Origin of the sequence: Streptomyces sp. NPDC052107 (assembly GCF_040680215.1) — a bacterium.
Lineage (GTDB): Bacteria > Actinomycetota > Actinomycetes > Streptomycetales > Streptomycetaceae > Streptomyces.
Genome location: NZ_JBFAWG010000008.1, coordinates 1 through 21,685 on the forward strand (window position 1 = coordinate 1; position 21,685 = coordinate 21,685).

General features: G+C 68.8%; 20 protein-coding genes and 1 tRNA gene. 12 read left to right on the top strand and 9 right to left on the bottom strand.

The window, feature by feature from the left end; genetic code table 11:
* The first annotated feature begins 193 nt into the window (after nucleotides 1–193).
* Nucleotides 194–1,336 carry an acyl-CoA dehydrogenase family protein gene (locus AB0M27_RS10865; protein ID WP_365720176.1) on the top strand — a complete coding sequence of 381 codons (1,143 nt, stop codon included), beginning with the start codon at nucleotides 194–196 and terminating at the stop codon, nucleotides 1,334–1,336.
* A gap of 31 nt (nucleotides 1,337–1,367) precedes the next feature.
* On the opposite strand, the gene AB0M27_RS10870 is transcribed toward AB0M27_RS10865, so the two are convergent.
* From AB0M27_RS10870 to AB0M27_RS10880, 3 genes are all read right to left on the bottom strand, one after another.
* On the bottom strand, nucleotides 1,368–1,697 hold the full coding sequence (locus tag AB0M27_RS10870; protein ID WP_365720607.1) for a rhodanese-like domain-containing protein: 330 nt from the start codon (nucleotides 1,695–1,697) through the stop codon (nucleotides 1,368–1,370).
* 69 nt (nucleotides 1,698–1,766) lie between these two features.
* Nucleotides 1,767–2,573 (bottom strand): hypothetical protein, encoded by an 807-nt coding sequence (locus tag AB0M27_RS10875; RefSeq protein WP_365720178.1) that lies wholly within the window; start codon nucleotides 2,571–2,573, stop codon nucleotides 1,767–1,769.
* Nucleotides 2,574–2,719: 146 nt separating this feature from the next.
* The gene (locus AB0M27_RS10880; protein ID WP_365720180.1) at nucleotides 2,720–4,153 is read right to left on the bottom strand and encodes a DUF2252 domain-containing protein; all 1,434 of its coding nucleotides are present in this window, start codon (nucleotides 4,151–4,153) and stop codon (nucleotides 2,720–2,722) included.
* A gap of 542 nt (nucleotides 4,154–4,695) precedes the next feature.
* On the opposite strand from AB0M27_RS10880, the gene AB0M27_RS10885 reads away from it, so the two are divergent.
* Complete coding sequence (locus tag AB0M27_RS10885; protein WP_365720183.1) at nucleotides 4,696–5,484, top strand: DNA-formamidopyrimidine glycosylase family protein; 789 nt, start codon at nucleotides 4,696–4,698, stop codon at nucleotides 5,482–5,484.
* A gap of 257 nt (nucleotides 5,485–5,741) precedes the next feature.
* On the opposite strand, the gene AB0M27_RS10890 is transcribed toward AB0M27_RS10885, so the two are convergent.
* Nucleotides 5,742–5,825 (bottom strand) — tRNA-Leu (locus AB0M27_RS10890).
* Nucleotides 5,826–6,453: 628 nt separating this feature from the next.
* On the opposite strand from AB0M27_RS10890, the gene AB0M27_RS10895 reads away from it, so the two are divergent.
* The 10 genes from AB0M27_RS10895 to AB0M27_RS10940 all read left to right on the top strand — a co-directional run bounded on the left by AB0M27_RS10895 (nucleotide 6,454) and on the right by AB0M27_RS10940 (nucleotide 18,008).
* Nucleotides 6,454–7,317: a DUF3662 and FHA domain-containing protein gene (locus AB0M27_RS10895; RefSeq protein WP_365720185.1), complete on the top strand. Its 864-nt coding sequence runs from the start codon at nucleotides 6,454–6,456 to the stop codon at nucleotides 7,315–7,317.
* A gap of 10 nt (nucleotides 7,318–7,327) precedes the next feature.
* Nucleotides 7,328–7,858, top strand: a complete 531-nt coding sequence (locus AB0M27_RS10900) for an FHA domain-containing protein (RefSeq protein ID WP_365720187.1) — start codon at nucleotides 7,328–7,330, stop codon at nucleotides 7,856–7,858.
* A gap of 132 nt (nucleotides 7,859–7,990) precedes the next feature.
* A complete protein-coding gene (locus AB0M27_RS10905) occupies nucleotides 7,991–9,535 on the top strand; it encodes a Stp1/IreP family PP2C-type Ser/Thr phosphatase (RefSeq protein WP_365720189.1) in 1,545 nt (514 codons plus the stop codon).
* 27 nt (nucleotides 9,536–9,562) lie between these two features.
* Nucleotides 9,563–11,014: an FtsW/RodA/SpoVE family cell cycle protein gene (locus AB0M27_RS10910; RefSeq protein WP_365720191.1), complete on the top strand. Its 1,452-nt coding sequence runs from the start codon at nucleotides 9,563–9,565 to the stop codon at nucleotides 11,012–11,014.
* Nucleotides 11,011–12,492, top strand: coding sequence for a penicillin-binding protein 2 (locus AB0M27_RS10915; RefSeq protein ID WP_365720193.1), 1,482 nt, complete (start codon nucleotides 11,011–11,013; stop codon nucleotides 12,490–12,492). Before AB0M27_RS10910 ends, AB0M27_RS10915 begins: the two co-directional genes overlap by 4 nt.
* 80 nt (nucleotides 12,493–12,572) lie before the next feature.
* Nucleotides 12,573–12,977 carry an acetyltransferase gene (locus AB0M27_RS10920; protein WP_365720195.1) on the top strand — a complete coding sequence of 135 codons (405 nt, stop codon included), beginning with the start codon at nucleotides 12,573–12,575 and terminating at the stop codon, nucleotides 12,975–12,977.
* Nucleotides 12,978–13,224: 247 nt separating this feature from the next.
* A complete protein-coding gene (locus AB0M27_RS10925) occupies nucleotides 13,225–13,578 on the top strand; it encodes a peptidase inhibitor family I36 protein (protein ID WP_365720609.1) in 354 nt (117 codons plus the stop codon).
* A gap of 83 nt (nucleotides 13,579–13,661) precedes the next feature.
* Nucleotides 13,662–14,603, top strand: coding sequence for a hypothetical protein (locus tag AB0M27_RS10930; protein WP_365720197.1), 942 nt, complete (start codon nucleotides 13,662–13,664; stop codon nucleotides 14,601–14,603).
* A 174-nt stretch (nucleotides 14,604–14,777) separates the two neighbouring features.
* Nucleotides 14,778–16,769 (top strand): Stk1 family PASTA domain-containing Ser/Thr kinase, encoded by a 1,992-nt coding sequence (gene pknB, locus AB0M27_RS10935; RefSeq protein ID WP_365720199.1) that lies wholly within the window; start codon nucleotides 14,778–14,780, stop codon nucleotides 16,767–16,769.
* Between the two features lie 207 nt (nucleotides 16,770–16,976).
* Entirely contained in the window at nucleotides 16,977–18,008 is a 1,032-nt protein-coding gene (locus AB0M27_RS10940) for a restriction endonuclease (protein WP_365720201.1), read from the top strand.
* A 95-nt stretch (nucleotides 18,009–18,103) separates the two neighbouring features.
* Here AB0M27_RS10940 and AB0M27_RS10945 read toward each other — a convergent pair whose 3' ends face one another.
* From AB0M27_RS10945 to AB0M27_RS10965, 5 genes are read right to left on the bottom strand one after another with little or no spacing between them, the layout of a single operon-like run.
* Entirely contained in the window at nucleotides 18,104–18,859 is a 756-nt protein-coding gene (locus AB0M27_RS10945) for a class E sortase (protein WP_365720203.1), read from the bottom strand.
* Nucleotides 18,860–18,888: 29 nt separating this feature from the next.
* The gene (locus tag AB0M27_RS10950; RefSeq protein ID WP_365720205.1) at nucleotides 18,889–20,106 is read right to left on the bottom strand and encodes a class E sortase; all 1,218 of its coding nucleotides are present in this window, start codon (nucleotides 20,104–20,106) and stop codon (nucleotides 18,889–18,891) included.
* Entirely contained in the window at nucleotides 20,103–20,741 is a 639-nt protein-coding gene (locus AB0M27_RS10955; protein WP_365720207.1) for an aminodeoxychorismate/anthranilate synthase component II, read from the bottom strand. The genes AB0M27_RS10950 and AB0M27_RS10955 overlap by 4 nt, the downstream gene beginning before the upstream one ends.
* Nucleotides 20,738–20,899, bottom strand: a complete 162-nt coding sequence (locus AB0M27_RS10960; protein ID WP_365720209.1) for a hypothetical protein — start codon at nucleotides 20,897–20,899, stop codon at nucleotides 20,738–20,740. Before AB0M27_RS10960 ends, AB0M27_RS10955 begins: the two co-directional genes overlap by 4 nt.
* A gap of 52 nt (nucleotides 20,900–20,951) precedes the next feature.
* A complete protein-coding gene (locus AB0M27_RS10965; protein ID WP_365720211.1) occupies nucleotides 20,952–21,662 on the bottom strand; it encodes a class E sortase in 711 nt (236 codons plus the stop codon).
* Between the last annotated feature and the right edge of the window lie 23 nt (nucleotides 21,663–21,685).

Below are 21,685 nucleotides of genomic sequence, written 5' to 3' on the forward strand. Positions count from 1 at the left end.
CCACCGAGCTGTCCGCGCCGAGCAGCACGCGATCGCGGTCGTGCGCGGTCCGTACGGTGAACACCGATCCGACCGGCACGGCGTTCCGCCGGGGGCCCCGGAACACCGAAGACTCCAGTGCCATTCCTTTCTCCTAGAACCTGTTCTATCTTGACGCACCGTCAGATCACCGACCCCGTCGGAGGGACAGGCCGTGGACTTCACCTTCAGCGAGGAGCAACGGGCGGCGGCCGAGGCGGCGCGCGGGGTGTTCGCCGGCGTGGCACCGGACGCGGTGCCCAGCCCGGCACTCACCACAGGTGCCGTGGCCGAGGGCTTCGACCGGGAACTGTGGTCCCGGCTGGCCGAGGCGGATCTGCTGAGCCTGCTGCTCGACGAGGCGCACGGCGGTTCCGGGCTGGACGCGATCGCGCTGTGCCTGGTGCTGCGGGAGTCCGCCAAGGTGCTCGCCCGGGTGCCGCTGCTGGAGCACAGCGCGGCGGCAGCGGCCGTACAGGCCTACGGGAGCGCGCAGCTCGCGGACCACGTGCTCGCCCGGGCCGGGCGGGGTGAGCTGGTGCTGACCGTCGCGGCGAACGGCCGCAGTGGCCACGACCCGGCCGAACTGGCCGTCGGCGCACGGCGGGACGGTCCGGTGTGGGTGCTGGACGGGATGCAGACGGCGGTGCCGTGGGCGTACGACGCGGACCTCGTCGTCGTACCGGCGCACCTCGAGGGCACGGCCGCCGAGCGGACCGTGCTCGCGCTGGTACCGCGCGAGCTGGACGGGGTGGTGCTCGCCGAGCAGGTGTCCACCAGCGGGGAGCGGCTGGCCGAGCTGCGGCTGACGTCCGTGCGGATCGACGCGGACGACGTCATCGAGGCCGACGGCGCCTGGGAGTGGCTGTACGCACTGCTCGCCACCGGCAGCTGCGCGCTGGCGCTCGGGCTGGGCGAACGGGTGCTGAGGATGACCGCCGAGTACACCGGAAAGCGGGAGCAGTTCGGGTATCCGATCGCGACCTTCCAGGCGGTGGCCGTGCAGGCCGCGGACCGGTACATCGATCTGCGCGCGATGGAGGCCACCCTCTGGCAGGCCGCCTGGCGGATCGCCTCCGGGGCGCCGGGGGCGCTGCCCGCCGCCGGGGATGTCGCGGTGGCGAAGATCTGGGCGGCGGAGGGGGTGCGCCGCGTGGTGCAGACGGCACAGCATCTGCACGGCGGGTTCGGCGCCGACACCGACTACCCGCTGCACCGCTATCACGCCTGGGCCAAGCACCTGGAGCTGGCGCTCGGCCCGGCGGCGGCGCACGAGGAGAGGCTCGGGGACCTGCTGGCCGCCCATCCTCTGGGCTGACCACGCGACCCCGGGACCGCGGGGAATCGAGCTACAGGACGAAGCCGGGCCGGCCGTCGTCGGCGATCACGGGGCGGCCCGCGGCCTGCCAGACCTGCATGCCGCCGTCGACGTTCACCGCGTCGATGCCCTGCTGGACCAGGTACATGGTGACCTGCGCCGAGCGGCCACCGGAGCGGCAGATGACGTGGACACGGCTGTCCTGCGGGGCGGCCTCGGTCAGCTCGCCGTAGCGGGCCACGAACTCGCTGATGGGGATGTGCAGCGCTCCCTCGACGTGGCCCGCCTGCCACTCGTCGTCCTCGCGGACGTCCAGCAGGAAGTCGCCGTCCTTGAGGTCCGTGACCTCGACCGTGGGCACACCAGCTCCGAAACTCATGTCCCCGACGCTACCCGAAGGTCCCCGAAGCCTGCCGAGGCGAGTCTCGGCTCAGCCCTGCTCCAGCAGGGCCGCCAGCTCCGCCTCCCGCTGGGCGATGTCGGAGCGCAGCTTGGCGGCGATCTCCTCGAGCAGCCCGTCGGGGTCGTCCGGTGCGAGCCGGAGCATGCCGGCGATCGCGCCCTCCTCCAGTTCACGGGCGACGAGGGTGAGCAGTTCCTTGCGCTCGGCGAGCCATTCGAGGCGGGCGTACAGCTCATCGGCCGGGCTCGGGCGCCGCTCCGGCGGCACCGGGCCTGCCGCCCACTCCTCGGCCAGATCCTTCAGCAGCGTCTCGTCGCCGCGGGCGTAGGCGGCGTTGACGCGGCTGAGGAACTCCTCACGCCGCTGCCGCTCCTCTTCCTCCTGTACGAGGTCGGGGTGCGCCTTGCGGGCCAGCTCGCGGTAGAGCTTGCGGGCCTCCTCGCTGGGCCGCACCCGCTCCGGGGGCCGTACGGCCTGGTCGGTGAGCATGGCGGCGGCTTCCGGGAACAGGCCGTGGCCGTCCATCCAGCCGTGCAGCAGCTCCTCCACACCGGGGATCGGCAGGATCCGCGCGCGGGCCTCCTCGGCGCGGCGGAGGTCCTCCGGGTCCCCGGTGCGGGCGGCTCTGGCCTCGGCGATCTCGGCGTCCAGCACCTCGATGCGGGCGTAGAGCGGGCCCAGCCGCTGTTCATGCAGCCGGGAGAAGTTCTCGACCTCGACGCGGAACGTCTCCACGGCGATCTCGTACTCGATCAACGCCTGCTCGGCGGCCCGTACGGCCTGTTCGAGCCGCTCCTCGGGGCGCGGGGACTGTTCGGCATCCGGGGTCGTCACGCGAACAGGGTAGGCGGTGGGGATGCGGCAGGGCGCCGTAGGGGCTACCGGTCGTCTGCCGGGTGCGCGTCCGTCGTGGTTGCTCGGGCAGTTCCCCGCGCCCCTGACGGGGCGCTGCGGCTCCGCCCTGGAAAGCCCCCCTCGCCTCACACGCCCAGCTCCGCCGCGATCCGGCCCGCCCGGATCCCCGTCACCAGCTCCGCATGATCCGCCTCCGTGCGGTCGGCGTAGGTGACGGCGAAGGCGGCTATCGCCTCGTCCAGCTCCTCGTTCTTGCCGCAGTAGCCGGCGATCAGGCGGGGATCGGCGCTGTGCGAGTGGGCGCGGGCCAGCAGGGCACCGGTCATGCGGGCGTAGTCGTCGATCTGGTCGGCGGCGAGGGCGGCGGGGTCGACGCTGCCCTTGCGATTGCGGAACTGGCGGACCTGGAAGGGACGGCCACAGGCCGTGGTCCAGCCGAGGAGGATGTCGCTGACCACCTGCATCCGCTTCTGGCCGAGGACGACCCGGCGGCCCTCGTGTCCCACCGGCGGCGCCTCGAAGCCGGCCGTGGCCAGATGCGGGACGAGCGCCGAGGGGCGGGCCTCCTTCACCTGGAGGACCAGCGGCTGCTCACGGTGGTCGAGGAGCAGGACGACGTAGGACCGGGTGCCGACGCTGCCGGTGCCGACCACCCGGAAGGCCACGTCGTGCACGGTGTGCCGGGCGAGCAGAGGGTGCCGGTCCTCGGACAGCGTCGTCAGGTAATCCTCCAGGGACGCGGCGACCGCCGCCGCCTCGGCGTCCGGGATGCGACGCAGGACCGGCGAGGCGTCCACGAAGCGGCGTCCGCCGTCCGCCGCCGCCTCGGTCGACTTCGCCGCGAACCGGCCGCTGGTGTTGGCGCGGGCCTTCTCCGAGACCCGCTGCAGGGTGCCGAGCAGGTCGTGGGCGTCGGTGTGGGAGACAAGTTCCTCGTCCGCGATGGCGTTCCACGCCTCCAGCACCGGCAGCTTGGCGAGCAGGCGCATGGTGCGGCGGTAGGCGCCGACCGTGTCCCGTGCGGCCGCGCGGCAGGTGTCCTCGTCGGCGCCCGCCTCCCGCCCGGCGAGCACCAGCGAGACGGCGAGCCGCTTCAGATCCCATTCCCAGGGGCCGTGCACGGTCTCGTCGAAGTCGTTGAGGTCGATGACGAGGTCACCGCGGTGATCGCCGTACAGGCCGAAGTTGGCCGCGTGCGCGTCTCCGCATATCTGGGTGCCGATCCTGGTCATGGGGGTGCGGGCCAGGTCGTACGCCATGAGTCCGGCCGAACCGCGCAGGAAGGCGAAGGGGCTCGCGGCCATCCGTCCGACGCGGATGGGGGTCAGCTCCTCGATACGTCCGGCGTTGGACTCTATGACCGCGCTCACCGCGTCGGGGCGGGAGGCGTCCAGGTCGAGCGTGCGGTGCGCGCCGCGCGGCACGCTCGTCCGCAGCGCCTTGCCCTCCTCCTTCGGCGAGCCCTGCCGCGGCCACTGGGCGAACCCGCGCACCCACGGCAGCCGCCGTGTCTCCCGGTCCACCGCGTCCGCCAGCGCTTCCCGACCGGTTCCGGTCACCGCGACCGCCTCCCCCGAACGCCCTTCGGCGCGAACATCGACACGAACATCAACTCGTGCAGACCGTACAACCGGCGCCCGTAACGCGTCAGACCCTGTGGATGACGGTCTGTGGATGAGGGCGTGTGGATTACGACAGCCTGTGGATGACGCCTTGTGGACAACCCGCGCCGCACGGCGAGGCACCGACCACCATGTGAGGAAGCTCTCGCCCATCAGCCGGTGTGCGTCAAGTGCTCGGCCCTGTCGCACGGGGTGGGTGGAGCAGGGAGAGCGAACGGTACGAACGGCAACGCGCCGGGCACTCGAAAGCACGTGCCGCGCCGGACACCCGCACCCACCTTCGGCATCGGCTCCGTCATCGTCATCGTCATCGTCATCGTCATCGGCCCAGCGCAGCGAGGAGGCTGCCATGGACCTGAGGCACAAACGAGCGTCCGCGACCACATCCGCTCCGGCTCCCGCACCCACACCCACACCCGCTCCGACGTTTCTCCCCCGTCAGGCCCCGGGCGTCGTAAGCCGCCGCAAGGACGTCCGCCATGCCTGAGCTGCCGGACGACGAGGGGTTCCGCAGGGTGCTCGTGTCCTGCGCGAAGGGCAGGGCCATCGCCCGCGTCGACGTGCGCGACGCGGGCGTCCTGCACGGGGTGAGCGCACAGCGGCTGCGCGACGCGCTGGAGGGCCGGCGGTTCACCGAGCCGGAGCGGCACGGCAAGTGGCTGCTCGCCCACACCGGCGGCCCCACCCTCCTGCTGCACTTCGGCATGACCGGCCGGCTGCTCTGCGCCCGTCCCGACGACGCCGTCGAGGCACATGACCGCGTCCTGTTCGACCTGAGTGGCGACCGCCAGCTCCGCTATCGCGACCAGCGCAAGCTCCAGGGCCTCTGGCTGGCCGACGACGACTCCGGTGTCGCCCGGCTGCTGGACCGTCAGGGTCCCGATGCGCTGGCGGTGGACCGTGAGGACTTCGAGGCCGTGCTCGGCGCCCGCCGCGGTCACATCAAAACGGCGCTGACCGACCAGTCCGTCCTGGCCGGTCTCGGCAATCTGCTCGCCGACGAGATCCTGTGGCGTGCGGGGCTGCACCCCGGCACCCGGGCCGGCGATCTGACCGAGAGCGAACGCCGGCACCTGTACACCCAGATGCGGCGCACGCTGCGTTCCGCGGTCACCGCCGGCTGCGTGCCACCGCGCGATGCGTGGCTCACCGGCCACCGCGACGCCCCCGACCCGATCTGCCCCCGCTGCCACACCCACCTGCGCCGCTCCCGTCTGGGAGGCCGCGGGACGGTGTGGTGCCCACGGTGCCAGCCGAGCGAGACCTGAGCCCCAGGAGAACCGAGGATCCGGCGCCGACCGGCCACCTCACCCCGGCGCACGCCCCGCGCCGGGACCGCACCCTGTGCACAAGCCCGAACACCCAGCCGGCCCCGGAGGCCCGACCGGCCCCTTCCGTGAGATAGCTCACCGATGGCCCGGCCCCGTCCGTCCACAGCCTGTGCGATCCCTCACGGCACGGAGCAAAACGCGAGACGGGTCTCTGCCGTGACTTCCGTCACCGGCAGAGACCCGTCTCGTCTCTGTGCGCGAGGGGGGAGTTGAACCCCCACGCCCTTGCGGGCACTGGAACCTGAATCCAGCGCGTCTGCCTATTCCGCCACCCGCGCATTGGGTGCGTCTTCCGACTCCCGCCCTTTCAGGCTGGCCCCTTCCGACACCCAGAACATTAGCACGTCGTACGGGGTGGGTTCACATCCCTTCCCTCCGCCCCACACCCGGCCCGAGACCGCCCCAACACCCGAGAAGGCCCAGTCCCGCCACGCCCCGGCAGACCGCCGACGCAACCCGCCACGCCCAGCGCCGGCACCCGCACTCGCGCCCGCGCCCGCGCCCGCGGCCAAGACGCAAGATCAAGCCCAAGAACCCCAAATCAACCCAACGACCCAAGGACCCCAAGGACCCCAAGGACCCCAAAGCGCCCCTCCTACCCACCCCCTCCACCCCCCACGTATCAGGGAGACCCAGTTCACGTATCAACCTCGTACCGGTCCCCGGCATCTCCCCAGGAGGCGGCCCGGGTCCACAGCCAGGTGCGGGACACTGGTCTGCGCCCCCCTCTACGATCCATGGCAGCAGGAGCGCGTACCGGGAGTTCGAAGGGGAGCCGCTGGGGGAACCGGCTGATTGCCGGGCGCGTAGATACGATCAGTAGCAGTACCAGCGGAACCAGCAGTACAGGCAAGGCAGCGGCCACACAGCAGGGCAAGGCAACGGCAAGGATTGAGGAGGTGCCCCATGGGAGTCCTGAAGAAGTTCGAGCAGCGTCTCGAAGGTCTGGTGAACGGCACCTTCGCCAAGGTCTTCAAGTCCGAGGTCCAGCCCGTGGAGATCGCCGGCGCGCTCCAGCGTGAGTGCGACAACAACGCCACGATCTGGAACCGCGACCGGACCGTCGTACCGAACGACTTCATCGTGGAGCTGAGCACGCCGGACTACGAGCGCCTCAGCCCCTACTCCGGGCAGCTCGGCGACGAGCTGGCCGGCATGGTGCGCGACTACGCCAAGCAGCAGCGCTACACCTTCATGGGCCCGATCAAGGTCAACCTGGAGAAGGCCGACGACCTCGACACCGGCCTGTACCGGGTGCGCTCGCGCACCCTCGCCTCCTCCAGCAGCCAGCAGGCGCAGCAGGCCCCCGCGGCCTCGGCCCCCGGGCGTCCCGGGCAGGGCGCCCAGGGCGGGTACGGCTACCCGCCCGCCACGCCCGCCGGCGCGCCCCCGATGCCGTCCGCGCCGCCGCCCGGCGCCCGCCCCGGCGGCTACGGCTATCCCCAGCCCGCCACCCAGCGGCCCGCGGCCGCTCCGATGAGCGGCGGGCGCACCCGCTACTGGATCGAGATCAACGGCACCCGCCACCAGATCTCCCGCACGACGCTGGTGCTGGGCCGCAGCACCGACGCCGACGTGCGGATCGACGACCCCGGCGTCTCCCGCCGGCACTGCGAGATCCGGACCGGAACGCCCTCGACGATCCAGGATCTCGGTTCCACCAACGGCATCGTGGTGGACGGGCAGCACACCACCCGCGCTACGCTCCGCGACGGCTCGCGGATCGTCGTGGGCAGCACCACCGTTATCTATAGGCAAGCCGAAGGGTGAAGCGGGGGCAATGTCAGAGCTGACCCTCACGGTCATGCGGCTGGGTTTCCTGGCCGTACTGTGGCTGTTCGTGATCGTGGCCGTGCAGGTCATCCGGAGCGACCTGTTCGGTACGCGCGTCACCCAGCGCGGATCACGCAGGGAGGCCGGGCGTGCGCAGGCGCCGGGCCGGCAGCAGGCGGCCCGGAAGCAGTCCGCGCCCCCGCCGCAGCGCGCCCAGCAGGGCGGCGGCCGGCGCGGTCGTAACGCTCCCGCCAAGCTGGTGGTGACCGAGGGCACGCTGACCGGCACGACGGTCGCGCTGCAGGGCCAGACGATCACGCTGGGCCGGGCCCACGACTCGACGATCGTGCTGGACGACGACTACGCCTCCAGTCGTCATGCCAGGATCTACCCGGACCGCGACGGCCAGTGGATCGTCGAGGACCTCGGCTCCACCAACGGCACATACCTGGACCGGTCCCGGCTGACGACCCCCACGCCGATCCCGCTGGGCGCGCCGATCCGCATCGGCAAGACCGTCATCGAGCTGCGGAAGTAGTACGACAATGAGCGAGCGGAGCGAGCACGCAGAAGCAGGCCGCACCCCGGCCTCCGGCGCGCTCCCGACCGGAGGGTGGGCAGTGTGGCTCGACACGACCGGCTGCATTCGGAGCCGACGGGCGAGGTGCGCATGAGTCTGTCACTGCGCTTTGCCGCCGGATCGCACAAAGGCATGATCCGGGAGGGCAACGAGGACTCGGGTTATGCCGGCCCGCGGCTGCTCGCGATCGCCGACGGCATGGGCGGCCAGGCGGCCGGCGAGGTCGCCTCCTCCGAGGTGATCTCCACCCTGGTCACGCTCGACGACGACGTGCCCGGCTCCGACATCCTCACCTCCCTCGGCGCGGCCGTGCAGCGCGCCAACGACCAGCTGCGCGCCATGGTCGAGGAGGACCCCCAGCTGGAGGGCATGGGGACGACCCTCACCGCCCTGCTGTGGACCGGCCAGCGGCTCGGCCTGGTGCACGTCGGCGACTCCCGCGCCTATCTGCTGCGTGACGGAGTTCTCACGCAGATCACCCAGGACCACACCTGGGTGCAGCGGCTCGTCGACGAGGGCCGGATCACTGAGGAAGAAGCCACCACTCACCCCCAGCGTTCCCTGCTGATGCGCGCCCTCGGCAGCGGCGACCACGTCGAGCCCGACCTGTCGATCCGCGAGGTCCGGGCCGGCGACCGCTATCTGATCTGCTCCGACGGTCTGTCCGCGGTCGTCTCCCACCAGACGATCGAGGAGACCCTCGCCAGCTACCAGGGCCCGCAGGAGACCGTGCAGGAGCTGATCCAGCTCGCGCTGCGCGGCGGCGGCCCCGACAACATCACCGTCATCGTCGCCGACGTCCTGGACCTGGACACCGGTGACACCCTCGCCGGGCAGCTGTCCGACCAGCCGGTCGTGGTCGGCGCGGTCGCCGAGAACCAGCACCATCTGCACGACAACGGCATCATGCAGACCCCGGCCGGCCGAGCCTCCCACCTGGGCCGCCGGGGACCCGGGCACGGCGGCGGCGAGTTCGGCCCGCCCGGCTCCGGCGACACCACCGGGTACATCCCGGCGGGCAGCTTCGACGACTACGCCGACGGCGACTTCACCAAGCCGCGCGGCGGGCGCAAGTGGCTGAAGAGATCCCTCTACAGCGCGCTCGCCCTCGCCGTCGTCGGCGGCGGCCTCTACGGCGGCTACCGCTGGACGCAGACGCAGTACTACGTCGGCGCCAACAGCGAGCACGTGGCGCTGTACCGCGGGATCAGCCAGGACCTGGCCTGGGTGTCGCTGTCGAAGGTGGAGAAGGACCACCCCGAGATCGAACTCAAGTACCTGCCGCCCTACCAGCAGAAGCAGGTCAAGAACACGATCGCGGCGGGCGGTCTGCAGCAGGCCCAGGCGAAGATCGAGGCACTGTCGGTGCAGGCCTCCGCGTGCAAGAAGCAGGCGGAACGCACGGCGGCCGAGTCGCAGCAGAACGCCAGGACGGGCCAGGGCGAGGCCGGAGGCACCACGGGAGCCACCCGTACCGCCTTCACGTCCAAGGCGTCACCGACACCGCACCCATCCGGTTCGGCGCCCGCTACGAAGAACCCTTCGAAGCCCCCGTCCGCATCCGCCACTCCGAACCCCGGCCCGAGCCTCTCCGAGGATGAGCAGAAGGTCGTCGATCAGTGCGGCAAGCAGTAGCGAAGCCGCGAGAGGCCCTGTCACACGATGAGCAGTACGACTAACTCGCCGACGCACCACACGTCCACGATCGGCGCGATCGGCGCGCCGAGCCGCCGCAACACCGAACTGGCCCTGCTGGTCTTCGCCGTGGCCATCCCGGTGTTCGCCTACGCCAACGTGGGTCTGGCCATCAACGACTCGGTGCCCGCCGGGCTGCTGAGCTACGGCCTCGGTCTCGGTCTGCTGGCCGGCGTCGCCCATCTCGCCGTACGGAAGTTCGCCCCGTACGCCGACCCGCTGCTGCTGCCGCTGGCCACGCTGCTCAACGGGCTCGGGCTCGTCGTCATCTGGCGGCTGGACCAGTCGAAGCTGCTGCAGTCGCTGCGCGGCTTCTCCCCGGCCGCGCCCCGCCAGCTGCTGTACACGGCGCTGGCCATCGCCGTGTTCGCGGCGGTGCTGATCTTCCTGAAGGATCACCGGGTCCTGCAGCGCTACACCTACATCTCGATGTTCTGCGCTCTGGTCCTGCTCATCCTGCCGCTGGTGCCGGGCCTCGGGGCCAACATCTACGGCGCCAAGATCTGGATCAGGATCCCCGGCCTGGGCTCCCTCCAGCCCGGTGAGTTCGCGAAGATCATCCTCGCGGTCTTCTTCGCCGGCTACCTGATGGTCAAGCGCGACGCCCTGGCCCTCGCCAGCCGCCGCTTCATGGGCCTGTACCTGCCGCGCGGCCGCGACCTCGGCCCCATCCTGGTCGTCTGGGCGATCTCGATCCTCATCCTGGTCTTCGAGACCGACCTCGGCACCTCGCTGCTGTTCTTCGGAATGTTCGTCATCATGCTGTACGTCGCCACCGAGCGGACCAGCTGGATCGTCTTCGGTCTGCTGATGTCCGCGGTCGGCGCCGTCGGCGTGGCGAGCTTCGAACCGCACATCCAGACGCGTGTGCAGGCCTGGCTCAACCCGATGCGCGAATACCAGCTCAGCCGCCAGGTCACCCACGACGGCATCCTCCACTCCGACCAGCTTCAGCAGTCTCTGTGGGCGTTCGGCTCCGGCGGCACCCTCGGCACCGGCTGGGGCCAGGGCCACTCGGACCTGATCAAGTTCGCCGCCAACTCCGACTTCGTCCTCGCGACCTTCGGCGAGGAGCTGGGTCTCGCGGGCATCATGGCGATCCTGCTGATCTACGGCCTGATCGTGGAGCGCGGCGTGCGCACCGCCCTCGCCGCCCGCGACCCGTTCGGCAAGCTGCTCGCTGTCGGCCTGTCCGGCGCCTTCGCCCTGCAGGTGTTCGTCGTGGCCGGCGGTGTGATGGGCCTCATCCCGCTGACCGGCATGACCATGCCGTTCCTGGCCTCCGGTGGCTCCTCCGTGCTGGCCAACTGGGCGCTGATCGGCATCCTCATCCGCATCAGCGACACCGCCCGCCGCCCGGCGCCTGCCCCCGCCACGAACCCCGACGCCGAGATGACCCAGGTGGTCCGCCCGTCATGAACAAGCCCCTGCGCCGGATCGCGATCTTCTGCGGCCTCCTCGTGCTGGCCCTGCTGATCCGTGACAACTACCTCCAGTACGTCAAGGCCGACCAGCTCGCCGGCGACCAGGACAACCTCCGGGTCCGCATCGAGCGCTACTCCCACCCGCGCGGCGACATCATCGTCGACGGCAACCCGATAACGGGCTCCGCCGAGTCCAAGGGCAGGCAGTTCAAGTACCGGCGCACCTACAAGGACGGGCCCATGTGGGCGCCGGTCACCGGCTACTCCTCTCAGGCCTTCGACGGCAGCCAGCTGGAGAAGCTCGACGACGGCATCCTCACCGGCAACGACGACCGGCTCTTCTTCCGCAACACCCTCGACATGATCACCGGCAAGCCCAAGCAGGGCGGCAACGTCGTCACCACGCTGAACGCGGCCGCGCAGAAGGCGGCGTTCAGCGGGCTGGCCAAGCAGGGCGGCAAGGGCGCGGTCGTCGCCCTGGAGCCCTCCACCGGCAAGATCCTGGCACTGGCCTCCTACCCGTCGTACGACCCCTCGTCCTTCGCGGGCGACCGCGACAGCGACTCCAAGGCCTGGACCAAGCTCCAGAAGAAGAACAACCCCTCCGACCCGATGCTGAACCGCGCACTGCGCGAGACCTACCCGCCGGGCTCCACGTTCAAGGTGGTCACCGCCGCGGCGGCGCTGGAGAACGGGCTGTACAACTCGGCGGACCAGGCCACCGACTCCCCGCAGCCCTACACGCTGCCGAACACCACGCGCGAGCTGAAGAACGAGGGCAGCATCCAGTGTAAGAACGTGTCCCTGCGGGAAGCGCTGCGCATCTCCTGCAACACGGTCTTCGGTCACATCGGTGACCAGCTCGGCAAGGACAAGATGCTGAAGGAGGCCGAGAAGTTCGGCTTCAACGCCGAGCAGTTCACCCCGGTGCGGTCGAACGCGTCGGTCTTCCCCAAGGAGATGGACCGCCCCCAGACGGCGCTCAGCTCGATCGGCCAGTTCGACACCGCCGCGACCCCGCTGCAGATGGCCATGGTCGCCTCGGCGGTCGCCAACGACGGCAAGCTGATGAAGCCGTACATGGTCGACGAGCTGCAGTCCTCCAACCTCGACCCGGTCCAGAAGACCCAGCCGGAGGAGATGAGCCGGCCGCTGTCGCCGGCCAACGCGCAGATCCTGCAGTCGATGATGCAGACGGTGGTCGAGAAGGGCACCGGTACGAACGCGCAGATCAACGGTGTCACCGTCGGCGGCAAGACCGGTACCGCCCAGCACGGTGTGGCGAACAGCGCCAACCCGTACGCGTGGTTCATCTCCTACGCCAAGCTGCCCGACGGCAGCTCGCCGGTCGCCGTGGCCGTGGTGATCGAGGACGAGAGCGCCAACCGCGACGACATCTCCGGCGGCGGCCTGGCCGCGCCGATCGCCAAGAACGTGATGCAGGCGGTCATCAAGAGCAAGTCAGGTTCCTGACATCCGTCCGGTTCTCGACTCCCTTCGGTGATCACGACGGCACTACGATCTTCACCGTTCATGACAACGACGGGGGAGATGTGAACAAGGTTCGCGCGGGCGTGCTCGCCGCGGCGATGACCGCTTCGGCCCTCGCCCTTGGAACGACGCAGGCACAGGCGGCCGCCCTGGCCTCGCCGGCCTCCCAGTGCGGTTCGGGCTACTCCGTGATCGACAGCCACGTCGTCACCGGTTACGGCGCCACCGTCTACCTGCTCTTCAACGGGACCAGGAACTGCGTGGTGACGCTCAAGACGAGCAACCTCGACAAGAAGACCGTGACGATGGCTCTCGTCCAGACCCCCGGCAACCCGAGCCACGAGGACTCCGACTACTACTACGAGTACGCGGGTCCGGTCTACTCCGAGCCGTCCGCGGGCAAGTGCATCCGCTGGGGCGGCGGCCAGACCTACAAGTGGGAGAGCAACTGGGAACACTGCGGCTGAGCGGGAGAATTCCCTCCGATGCCCTGCCCGGAACCCGGGGCAGGGCATTTTTTCGTCTCTTTTCACCCCCCTTCATTCCCCACATTCGGAATGAACGCTTCCGATTTTTTACTGTGCTTGAAGCGAACAGTTCAAACCCGTAAGATCCACAAGCGCGCCATCGAACACATCTACGAAGGAGGGGTTTCCCATCTCCGGAATCCGCCGCGCGGTTGCCGTCGCTTGCTCCGCCGCAGCCCTTTTCGCGATAGCCAGCGGGACGTCGTACGCCGGTAGCTACAACGGCAGCTGTGAAAGCTCCAACGGCGGCGAAGTCTGCCTCTACTACAACGCCAACTACTCCGGTGCTGTTTACGACACGCTGTACAGCAAGCCGGACTACACCGGTACCTATTACGGCACCAATACGTCGATCGACAACTCCGTCTCCTCTTCCTGGAACCGCGACCCCGACACCACGGTCTGGTTCTTCACCTACTCCAACTACACCGGCTTCAGCCTGGGTCTGAGCGGTGGCGGCAAGCAGAACTGGGGCTCCCTGGGCGAGGACAACACCTGGAGCTCGCACTGCTTCGCCAGTAATTCGACCTGCCCCAAGTAAGCATTTCCCCGGAATACCGGCCGGGGCAGCAGGTCGCCGGGCCGCCGGAAGCCAGCCGGCGGCCCGATCTTTCTGGAAGGCTCATGAACAAGAAGTACGGTCTCGCTCTCCTGGTCGTCCTCCTCACGACGTCGTGCACATTCGGCTCCGCGACGACGAACCGCGCCGAGTCCACGTCCCGGGTGAAGGTCTCCAGCGACCCGGATCTGTACAACGGCACACGCTTTCGGATGCCGTTGGACGACTACTTCTTCGATCAGGACCAGATGGGCGACCTGGAGATCGCGGTGGACAAACTGGCCGGCGCCTGTATGAACCGCCTGGGCCGGAAATGGCCCGCCAAGCCCGAGAAGTCCGCGAACATTCCCTGGAACTCGCGCCGCTACGGAGTGACCGATCTGAATTCGGCCCGCCGGTACGGATACAAAGCGCCGCTCCCCGCGGGCATGTCCGCCAAGCAGGCAACCGAGCTGGACAAGAAGGCCAACCACAGGCTCGACCATGTCAGCCGCCGCACGATAGCCATCTACACCGGCGAAGACAGCGCGAAGATCACAGGCGTCGAGGTCCCGGCCGGCGGATGCCGCGGGGAGGCCTACCGGAAGCTCGGGCTGCCGGGCCCCGACCTGCCGTTCCAGACGCGGGTCACCGTCCTGCAGAAGAGGATCTGGGACGACGCGCTGAAGACCGGCCCCGTGCTCTACGCACAGAACAAGTGGCGTGACTGCATGAAGGCAAAGGGCTACCCGTACAAGAACCCCGTGGAAGCCCTGGAGGACCCCAAGTGGTCCGCCCCGGGCACGAAGTCCTCCGTCGCGGCAAGCAGCTACACCGCCGCCCCGCAGGAGACCGCCACCGCGGTCGACGACGTCGAGTGCAAGAAGAAGTCCTTGTACGCAGAGACATGGCACACAGTCGAGGTGGCCCTGCAAAAGCGCGCCATCCGGCAGAACGCCAAGCCCCTGAAAGCGGCCGCCGCACAAGCCAGGGCGGCGCTCGCCAAGATTGACTCGGAAATCCGCTGACATCTACCGTTTTGCGCGAAGACCACCAGTCGAATGAGCTGTACCGGTCCGGTATCAGCTTTCCCTGCCGTGCCGAGCACAAGGGTGACGCCCGGTAGCGTATGCCAGGGACAGCACACCGCCGGACCACACGTGGGTGTGGTCGGGACCGACGGAGAGGGCTGGTAGGTAGCTATGGAAGAGCCGCGTCGCCTCGGCGGCCGGTACGAGCTGGGCCAGGTGCTCGGCCGTGGTGGCATGGCCGAGGTCTACCTCGCGCATGACACCCGCCTGGGCCGCACCGTGGCAGTGAAGACCCTGCGCGCCGACCTGGCACGCGACCCTTCCTTCCAGGCCAGGTTCCGCCGGGAGGCCCAGTCGGCCGCCTCGCTCAACCACCCCGCGATCGTCGCGGTCTACGACACGGGCGAGGACTACATCGACGGGGTCTCCATCCCCTACATCGTGATGGAGTACGTCGACGGCTCCACCCTGCGTGAGCTTCTTCACAGCGGCCGCAAGCTGCTGCCGGAGCGCGCGATGGAGATGACCATCGGCATCCTCCAGGGCCTGGAGTACGCCCACCGCAACGGCATCGTCCACCGCGACATCAAGCCGGCCAACGTCATGCTCACGCGCAACGGCCAGGTCAAGGTGATGGACTTCGGCATCGCCCGCGCCATGGGCGACGCCGGCATGACCATGACCCAGACGGCCGCGGTGATCGGCACGGCCCAGTACCTGTCGCCGGAACAGGCGAAGGGCGAGCAGGTCGACGCCCGCTCGGACCTGTACTCGACGGGTTGCCTCCTGTACGAGCTGCTGACGGTACGGCCCCCCTTCGTGGGCGACTCCCCCGTCGCGGTGGCCTACCAGCACGTCCGCGAGGAACCCCAGCCCCCGTCGGTCTTCGACCCCGAGATCACGCCCGAGATGGACGCGATCGTCCTGAAGGCACTGGTCAAGGACCCGAACTACCGCTACCAGTCGGCCGACGAGATGCGCGTCGACATCGAGGCCTGCCTGGACGGCCAACCGGTCGCGGCGACGGCCGCGATGGGCGCGGTGGGCTACGGCGGCTACCCCGACGACCAGCCGACGACGGCCCTGCGCCCGGACGCCGGCGCGGGAGCGACCAGCATGCTCCCGCCGATGAACCCGGACGACGGCGGCTACGGCTACGACGAACCCACCGGCCGCCGCCGCCAGCAGAAGAAGTCCAACACCTCCACGATCCTCCTCGTGGTCGCGGGCATCCTGGTCCTGATCGGCGCGATCCTGATCGGGAAGTGGGTCGCCAGCGGCGGCAACACGGGCGACGGCAAGGTGCCGGTGCCGACGTTCGTCGGCCAGCCGGCGGACACGGCCAGGAAGATGGCCGAGAACGTCGACCTGAAGGTGTCGATCACCAGGAAGCCCTGCGACGACCAGCCCAAGGGCAACGTCTGCACCCAGGACCCGCAGGCGAAGACGGAAGTGGACAAGGGCAGCACGGTCAACTTGACGGTGTCCACGGGCGCGCCGAAGGTCACCGTGCCGGACGTCCGCGGCATCCAGTTCGACCAGGCCCAGTCCCAGCTGACGGACAAGGGCTTCAAGGTCGAGAAGAAGACCCAGGTGTCCTCCCAGACACCCAACGTGGTCATCAACCAGGACCCGGCGGGCGGCACAAGCAAGCAGAAGGGCACCGTGATCACCCTCACGGTCGCCAAGGCCGAGGACAAGGTCACCATCCCCAGCGACATCGTCGGCAAGTCCTGCGACGAGGCGAGGGCCGAGCTGCAGCAGCTGGGCCTGGCACCCAGCTCCACCTGCACCCCGACCCCCACCCCCAACCAGGACGACGACGGCAAGGTCCTCTCGACCAACCCGGCGGTGGGCCAGCAGGTCAGCAAGAACACACCCGTAACGGTCAACGTGGGCCAGTTCCAGGGCCAACAGCAGACGCCGGTGCCGAACGTCACGACCCTGACCCTGAAGCAGGCCCAGGACATCCTGCATCAAAAGGGCTTCACGAACATCCAGGTCAACGGCCCGAACGACGACAAGGCCCGGGTCGTCCAGCAGACCCCGACACAGGGCACCCCGGCCGACCCGAGCAACACCCAGATCATCCTGCAGACCGTCGACGTCGGCGGCGACAACGGCGGTAACAACGGCGGCATCTTCGGCGGCATCAACGGCTGACCCAGCCACCGACATACGGGTCAGCCCAGGAACCTGGTTCCTGGGCTGACCCGTATTCGTGCGGGTGATGCAGCGGGACCTTGCCGTGATCGCACCGCGGTGCCCCTACCGATCCTGTCTTCGCATGACACGGCTCGTTGATCGGGTGGGGTGGGGAATCGAGTCTCTGCCCAGGCCAGATGGCCACGACGACCCGAAGGGCAGAACGTGATCAACGAATCGGCGCTGCTGGAATCCAAGACACTGCGCAGCAGCGTGCTGAACCGCACGGACGTGCTCGACAGAGTCAAGGCGCTGTCACTGCTGCCGGACGGGATGCATGTGACGACGGCGATGGTGGCGGCGTACTTCAATGTCGGCCTCAAAGCCATCGAATCGGTAGTTGTCGACCACCGGGAGGAACTGGAAGCCAGCGGGTACCGAGTTTTGGCAGGTACAGAACTGACTTCCTTCAAGGAGGTCTGTGGGATCCGTTCACGCTCCCGATCACTCGCGCTGTATCCCCGCCGCGCCGTCCTCAACGTCGCCATGCTGCTCCGCGACAGCGAAGTCGCACGTCAGGTACGTGTGTACCTCCTCGACATGGAGTACCTGGCCCGTACCCAGCCTGTGGAAAACCCGGTCCACACAGCGCCGCTGTCCCTCGACGACCGCATCGACCAGCGCATCACCCGCATCCTCGGCAAGACGGTCGTGCCGATGTTCAACGCCTTGATCGAAACGTCGGGCGAGCATCGCAGGGAGCTGATCGCTCTGCGGGCGGGAGTTCAGCGCATCGAACGACGGCTCCACCAACACCATGCCCGGCTGGAGCGGCTCGAAGGGACGCGAGACGACCGACCCGCCGGCGGAGTCATGGCCTCCATGGACGCCATGAACGGACGCACATTCGAGCAACACATCGCCACACTGCTGCGCCGTGACGGATGCACCGACGTCGTCGTGCAGGGCGGGCATGGAGACCGGGGTGTCGACATCACCGGGCGCACGGCCGGCGGTCGACGCCCTGTCGTCCAGTGCAAGCGGTTCGCGCCCTACCTCGACATCACCAGCCCCGACGTGCAGAAGTTCGTCGGCGCTGCCAAGGTTCTGTACAGCGCGGAAGTGGCGCTCTTCGTGGCGACCTGCCCCTTCACCCGTGACGCTGTGCGCATCGCCGCCGAGACGGGGATCACGGCCGTACACCGTGGGCTGCTTGAGGAATGGAGCTCCGGGGAGCCGTTGAAGGTGCTGGAGTAGCACGGCCTGACACAAAGAGGTCCGAAGCCGCAATGAGTGGTTGCGGCTTCGGACCTTCGACATGCTAGAGGACAGAGGTACTCGAAGAACCTCTGTCAGCCTCGCAACTCCGCCGGAGGCGTCCGCTCACTGTCCACCTTCTCCACCCGGACCAGCTCGCCCCACACCACGTACCGGTACTCCGAGGTGTACACCGGCGTGCACGTCGTCAGCGTGATGTAGTGCCCCGGCTTCTTCTTGCCGGACTCCTTCGGGACCTGGTCGATGACCTTGACGTTGTACTTCGAGGTCTCCGGCAGGATCGAGTAGACCTTGTAGACGTACCAGTCGTCCCGCGTCTCGAAGACGATCGGATCGCCCTTCTTCAGCTTGTCGATGTTGTGGAACTTCGCGCCGTGCCCGTCCCGGTGGGCGGCGAGGGTGAAGTTGCCGTCCTTGCCGGTCATGGGGAGGGCCGCCTTGACGGGGTCCGTGTAGTAGCCGGCCACACCGTCGTTCAGGACGTTCGTGCCCGTGCCCTTCTCGACCAGGACCTCGCCGTTCTTCATGGCCGGCACGTGCAGGAAGCCGATGCCGTCCTTGGTGTCCAGTGCACCGGGCCCGGAGTCCGTGGCGTGCACCCAGTGCTGACGCACCTTTTCGGCCTGCTTGTCCGCTTTGCGGTCCGCTATCACGTTCGTCCACCACAGCGAGTAGACGACGAACAGGGCGAGCAACAGCCCGGCTGTGATGAGGAGTTCACCGAGGACGCTGACAGCCGTCGCTATACGGCCCGGACGCCGGCCCCGCCGCGCGGGTCTCGAATCGGACGCGTCCGTGTGTTCTTCGGTGTCGTCGGCGGTCGCTGCCACAGTGTCCTCTGCCTCTGCCCTAACTCGCGTCAGCCCTGTTCGATGAGCGCGTCCGGCTTGCCCTTGCTGCGCGGGCGTTCCTCGACCATCTTGCCCCAGACGATCAGCCGGTACTTGCTGGTGAACTCCGGCGTGCAGGTGGTGAGGGTGATGTAGCGGCCGGGCTTGGTGAAGCCCGAGCCCTTCGGGATGGGGTCCAGCACGCTCGTGTTGGCCGGCGAGGTCACCGGCAACGTCGAAGTCACCTTGTACACGAAGTACGAATCCTGCGTCTCGACCACGACAGCATCCCCCGGCTCGAGCCTGTTGATGTACCGGAACGGTTCGCCGTGCGTGTTGCGATGGGCGGCGAGACCGAAGTTGCCGGTCTTCGCATCGGGCATCGCCGTCTTCAGCGGGGCCTCGCCGTAGTGCCCGACCATGCCCTTGTTGAGCACCCTCTCGGTGCTGACGCCCTCCGCGATCGGCGCGACCACGTCCAACTTGGGTATGTGCAGGATGGCGAAACCCTGACCGGGCGCGAAGACCCCCGGGTTGCGCTTGCCGCTCGCCCAGTCGTTCTGGAGCTGGTGCGTCTCGCTGCCCGCCTGCGCGTTGGCGCGGACGTTGGTCCACCACAGCTGATAGGTGACGAACAGCAGCATCAGCACGCCGGTGGTGATGAACACCTCGCCGATCGCCCGGCTCGCGATGACGCCCGGACTCGGCTTGCGCAGCCGCGCCTGCCGCCGCGCCTCCATCCGGGACAACGGCCGGCCGGGCTCCCCGGTCTCCGCCGTCTCCGTGGCTGCCGCCTCCCGTCCGCCGCCATGGCGCCCTCCACGGCGCTTGGCGGCCTTTCTGCGGGCCGCACGGCCACCGACCGGGGGTGCGGTGGCGAAGGAGGCGGAAGGGGCCCTAGAGGCCACAGAGGCGGCGCCCACGGGCTCCCCATCGGCACCCGGCCGCGGATCACCGGGAATCCGCAGCGCCATCGTCTCGTCGTCCGGGACAGGCCGGTACACGTCGTCATACCGATCGTCGTACCGATCCCCGTGCCGATGGCCGTAGTGATCGGCGTACTGATCGCTGTACGACGCCTCAAATGACCCGCCATACGGTTCACCACGCGACTCGCCGAACTGCTCGCCGTACTGCTCCTGCTGCGCCGCGCCCGCCGCGTCCCAGTCCCCAAGCGCACCGGAAGCCTCGTACGACTGATCCCCGTACGAGGCATCGGTCTCGCGCTCCGGGCGCAGCGCGGTCACGCCGTGGCCCTGCCCACCACCGGGGCCAGCCCCGTCGACCTCGCCACGGCACCCTGATCGCCGCACTCCACCAGCCAGTTGGCCAGCATCCGGTGCCCGTGCTCGGTCAGGACCGACTCGGGGTGGAACTGGACGCCCTCGACCGGAAGTTCACGGTGCCGCAGGCCCATGATGATGCCGTCGTGGGTGCGGGCGGTCACTTCCAGCTCGGCCGGTACCGTCGCCGGCTCGGCGGCCAGGGAGTGGTAGCGGGTCGCCGTGAACGGCGAGGGCAGGCCCGTGAAAACACCCTTGCCCTCGTGCTCCACCAGCGAGGTCTTGCCGTGCAGCAGCTCCGGCGCCCGGTCCACCACACCGCCGTACGCCACCTGCATCGACTGCATGCCGAGGCAGACACCGAAGACGGGGACACCGGTCGACGCGCAGTGGCGAACCATGTCCACACACACGCCCGCCTCCTCCGGCGTCCCCGGTCCGGGCGAGAGCAGCACCCCGTCGAAGCCGTCCTGGGCGTGCGACGTCGACACCTCGTCGTTGCGCAGCACCTCGCACTCGGCCCCCAGCTGATACAGGTACTGGACGAGGTTGAAGACGAAGCTGTCGTAGTTGTCGACGACGAGAATCCGCGCACTCACTGGTTGTCCACCGTCACATCGTTGAAGGGCAGCAGCGGTTCGGCCCAGGGGAAGACGTACTGGAAGAGGATGTAGATCACGGCCAGGATCAGGACGAGGGAGATCAGCGCCTTCATCCACGCGTTTCCCGGCAGATGCCGCCAGATCCAGCCGTACATGCCGTTCCTTCCGTATCCCCACGGCACCTGACTCACGCCGTACGCCACCAGACTAACGGCGCAGAGCCCTCGGTTCGCCTGCCTCCACAGACTGTGTCGAGTCCAGGTGCGCCCAGACGATCAGCCGGTGACTGTGTCCCCATTCCGGATCGCACGTGGTCAGCGTCAGATACCGGCCCGGACGCGTATACCCGGACTTACGTGGCACAGGGTCGATCACCTCAACGTCCGTGGGCACGGTTTTGTAGGGCCCTTTGTCGATCCGATACGTGAACCAGGTCGTCCCGTCCGTGAGGACAACGGCGTCCCCACGCCGCAACTTGGGGAAGTCCTTGAACGGGTCACCGTACGTGCGCCGGTGACCGGCCACCGCGAAGTTCCCCTCCTGTCCGAGCTGGGCAGTGCCCGCGTAGTGGGCGAGTCCCTTCGCCAGCACATCCCGGCCGGTGCCCTCCAGGACCGGCTTGTTCCACGTGAAACCGAGCCGTGGGATGTACATGATCGCGAAGGCCTTGCCGTAGTGGTACGGCGCCGGTTTCGTCACGGCGACCGTCTGCTCACCCGCGGCGGCCGCCTTCTTGCCCGGTGCGGCCGTCGGCCGCACGCTCCCCTGCGACCACTGCCGGTGCAACTGGTCGATCTGGTCGTTCATGGCGCCGTCGGCCCGCACGCCCGTCCAGAACAGCACATAAGCAACGAACAGCACGATCAGGGCACCGACGGTGATGCACAGCTCGCTGACGGTCCGGACGATCACGCGCACCGGCGCCTCCGTTGACGGACGGC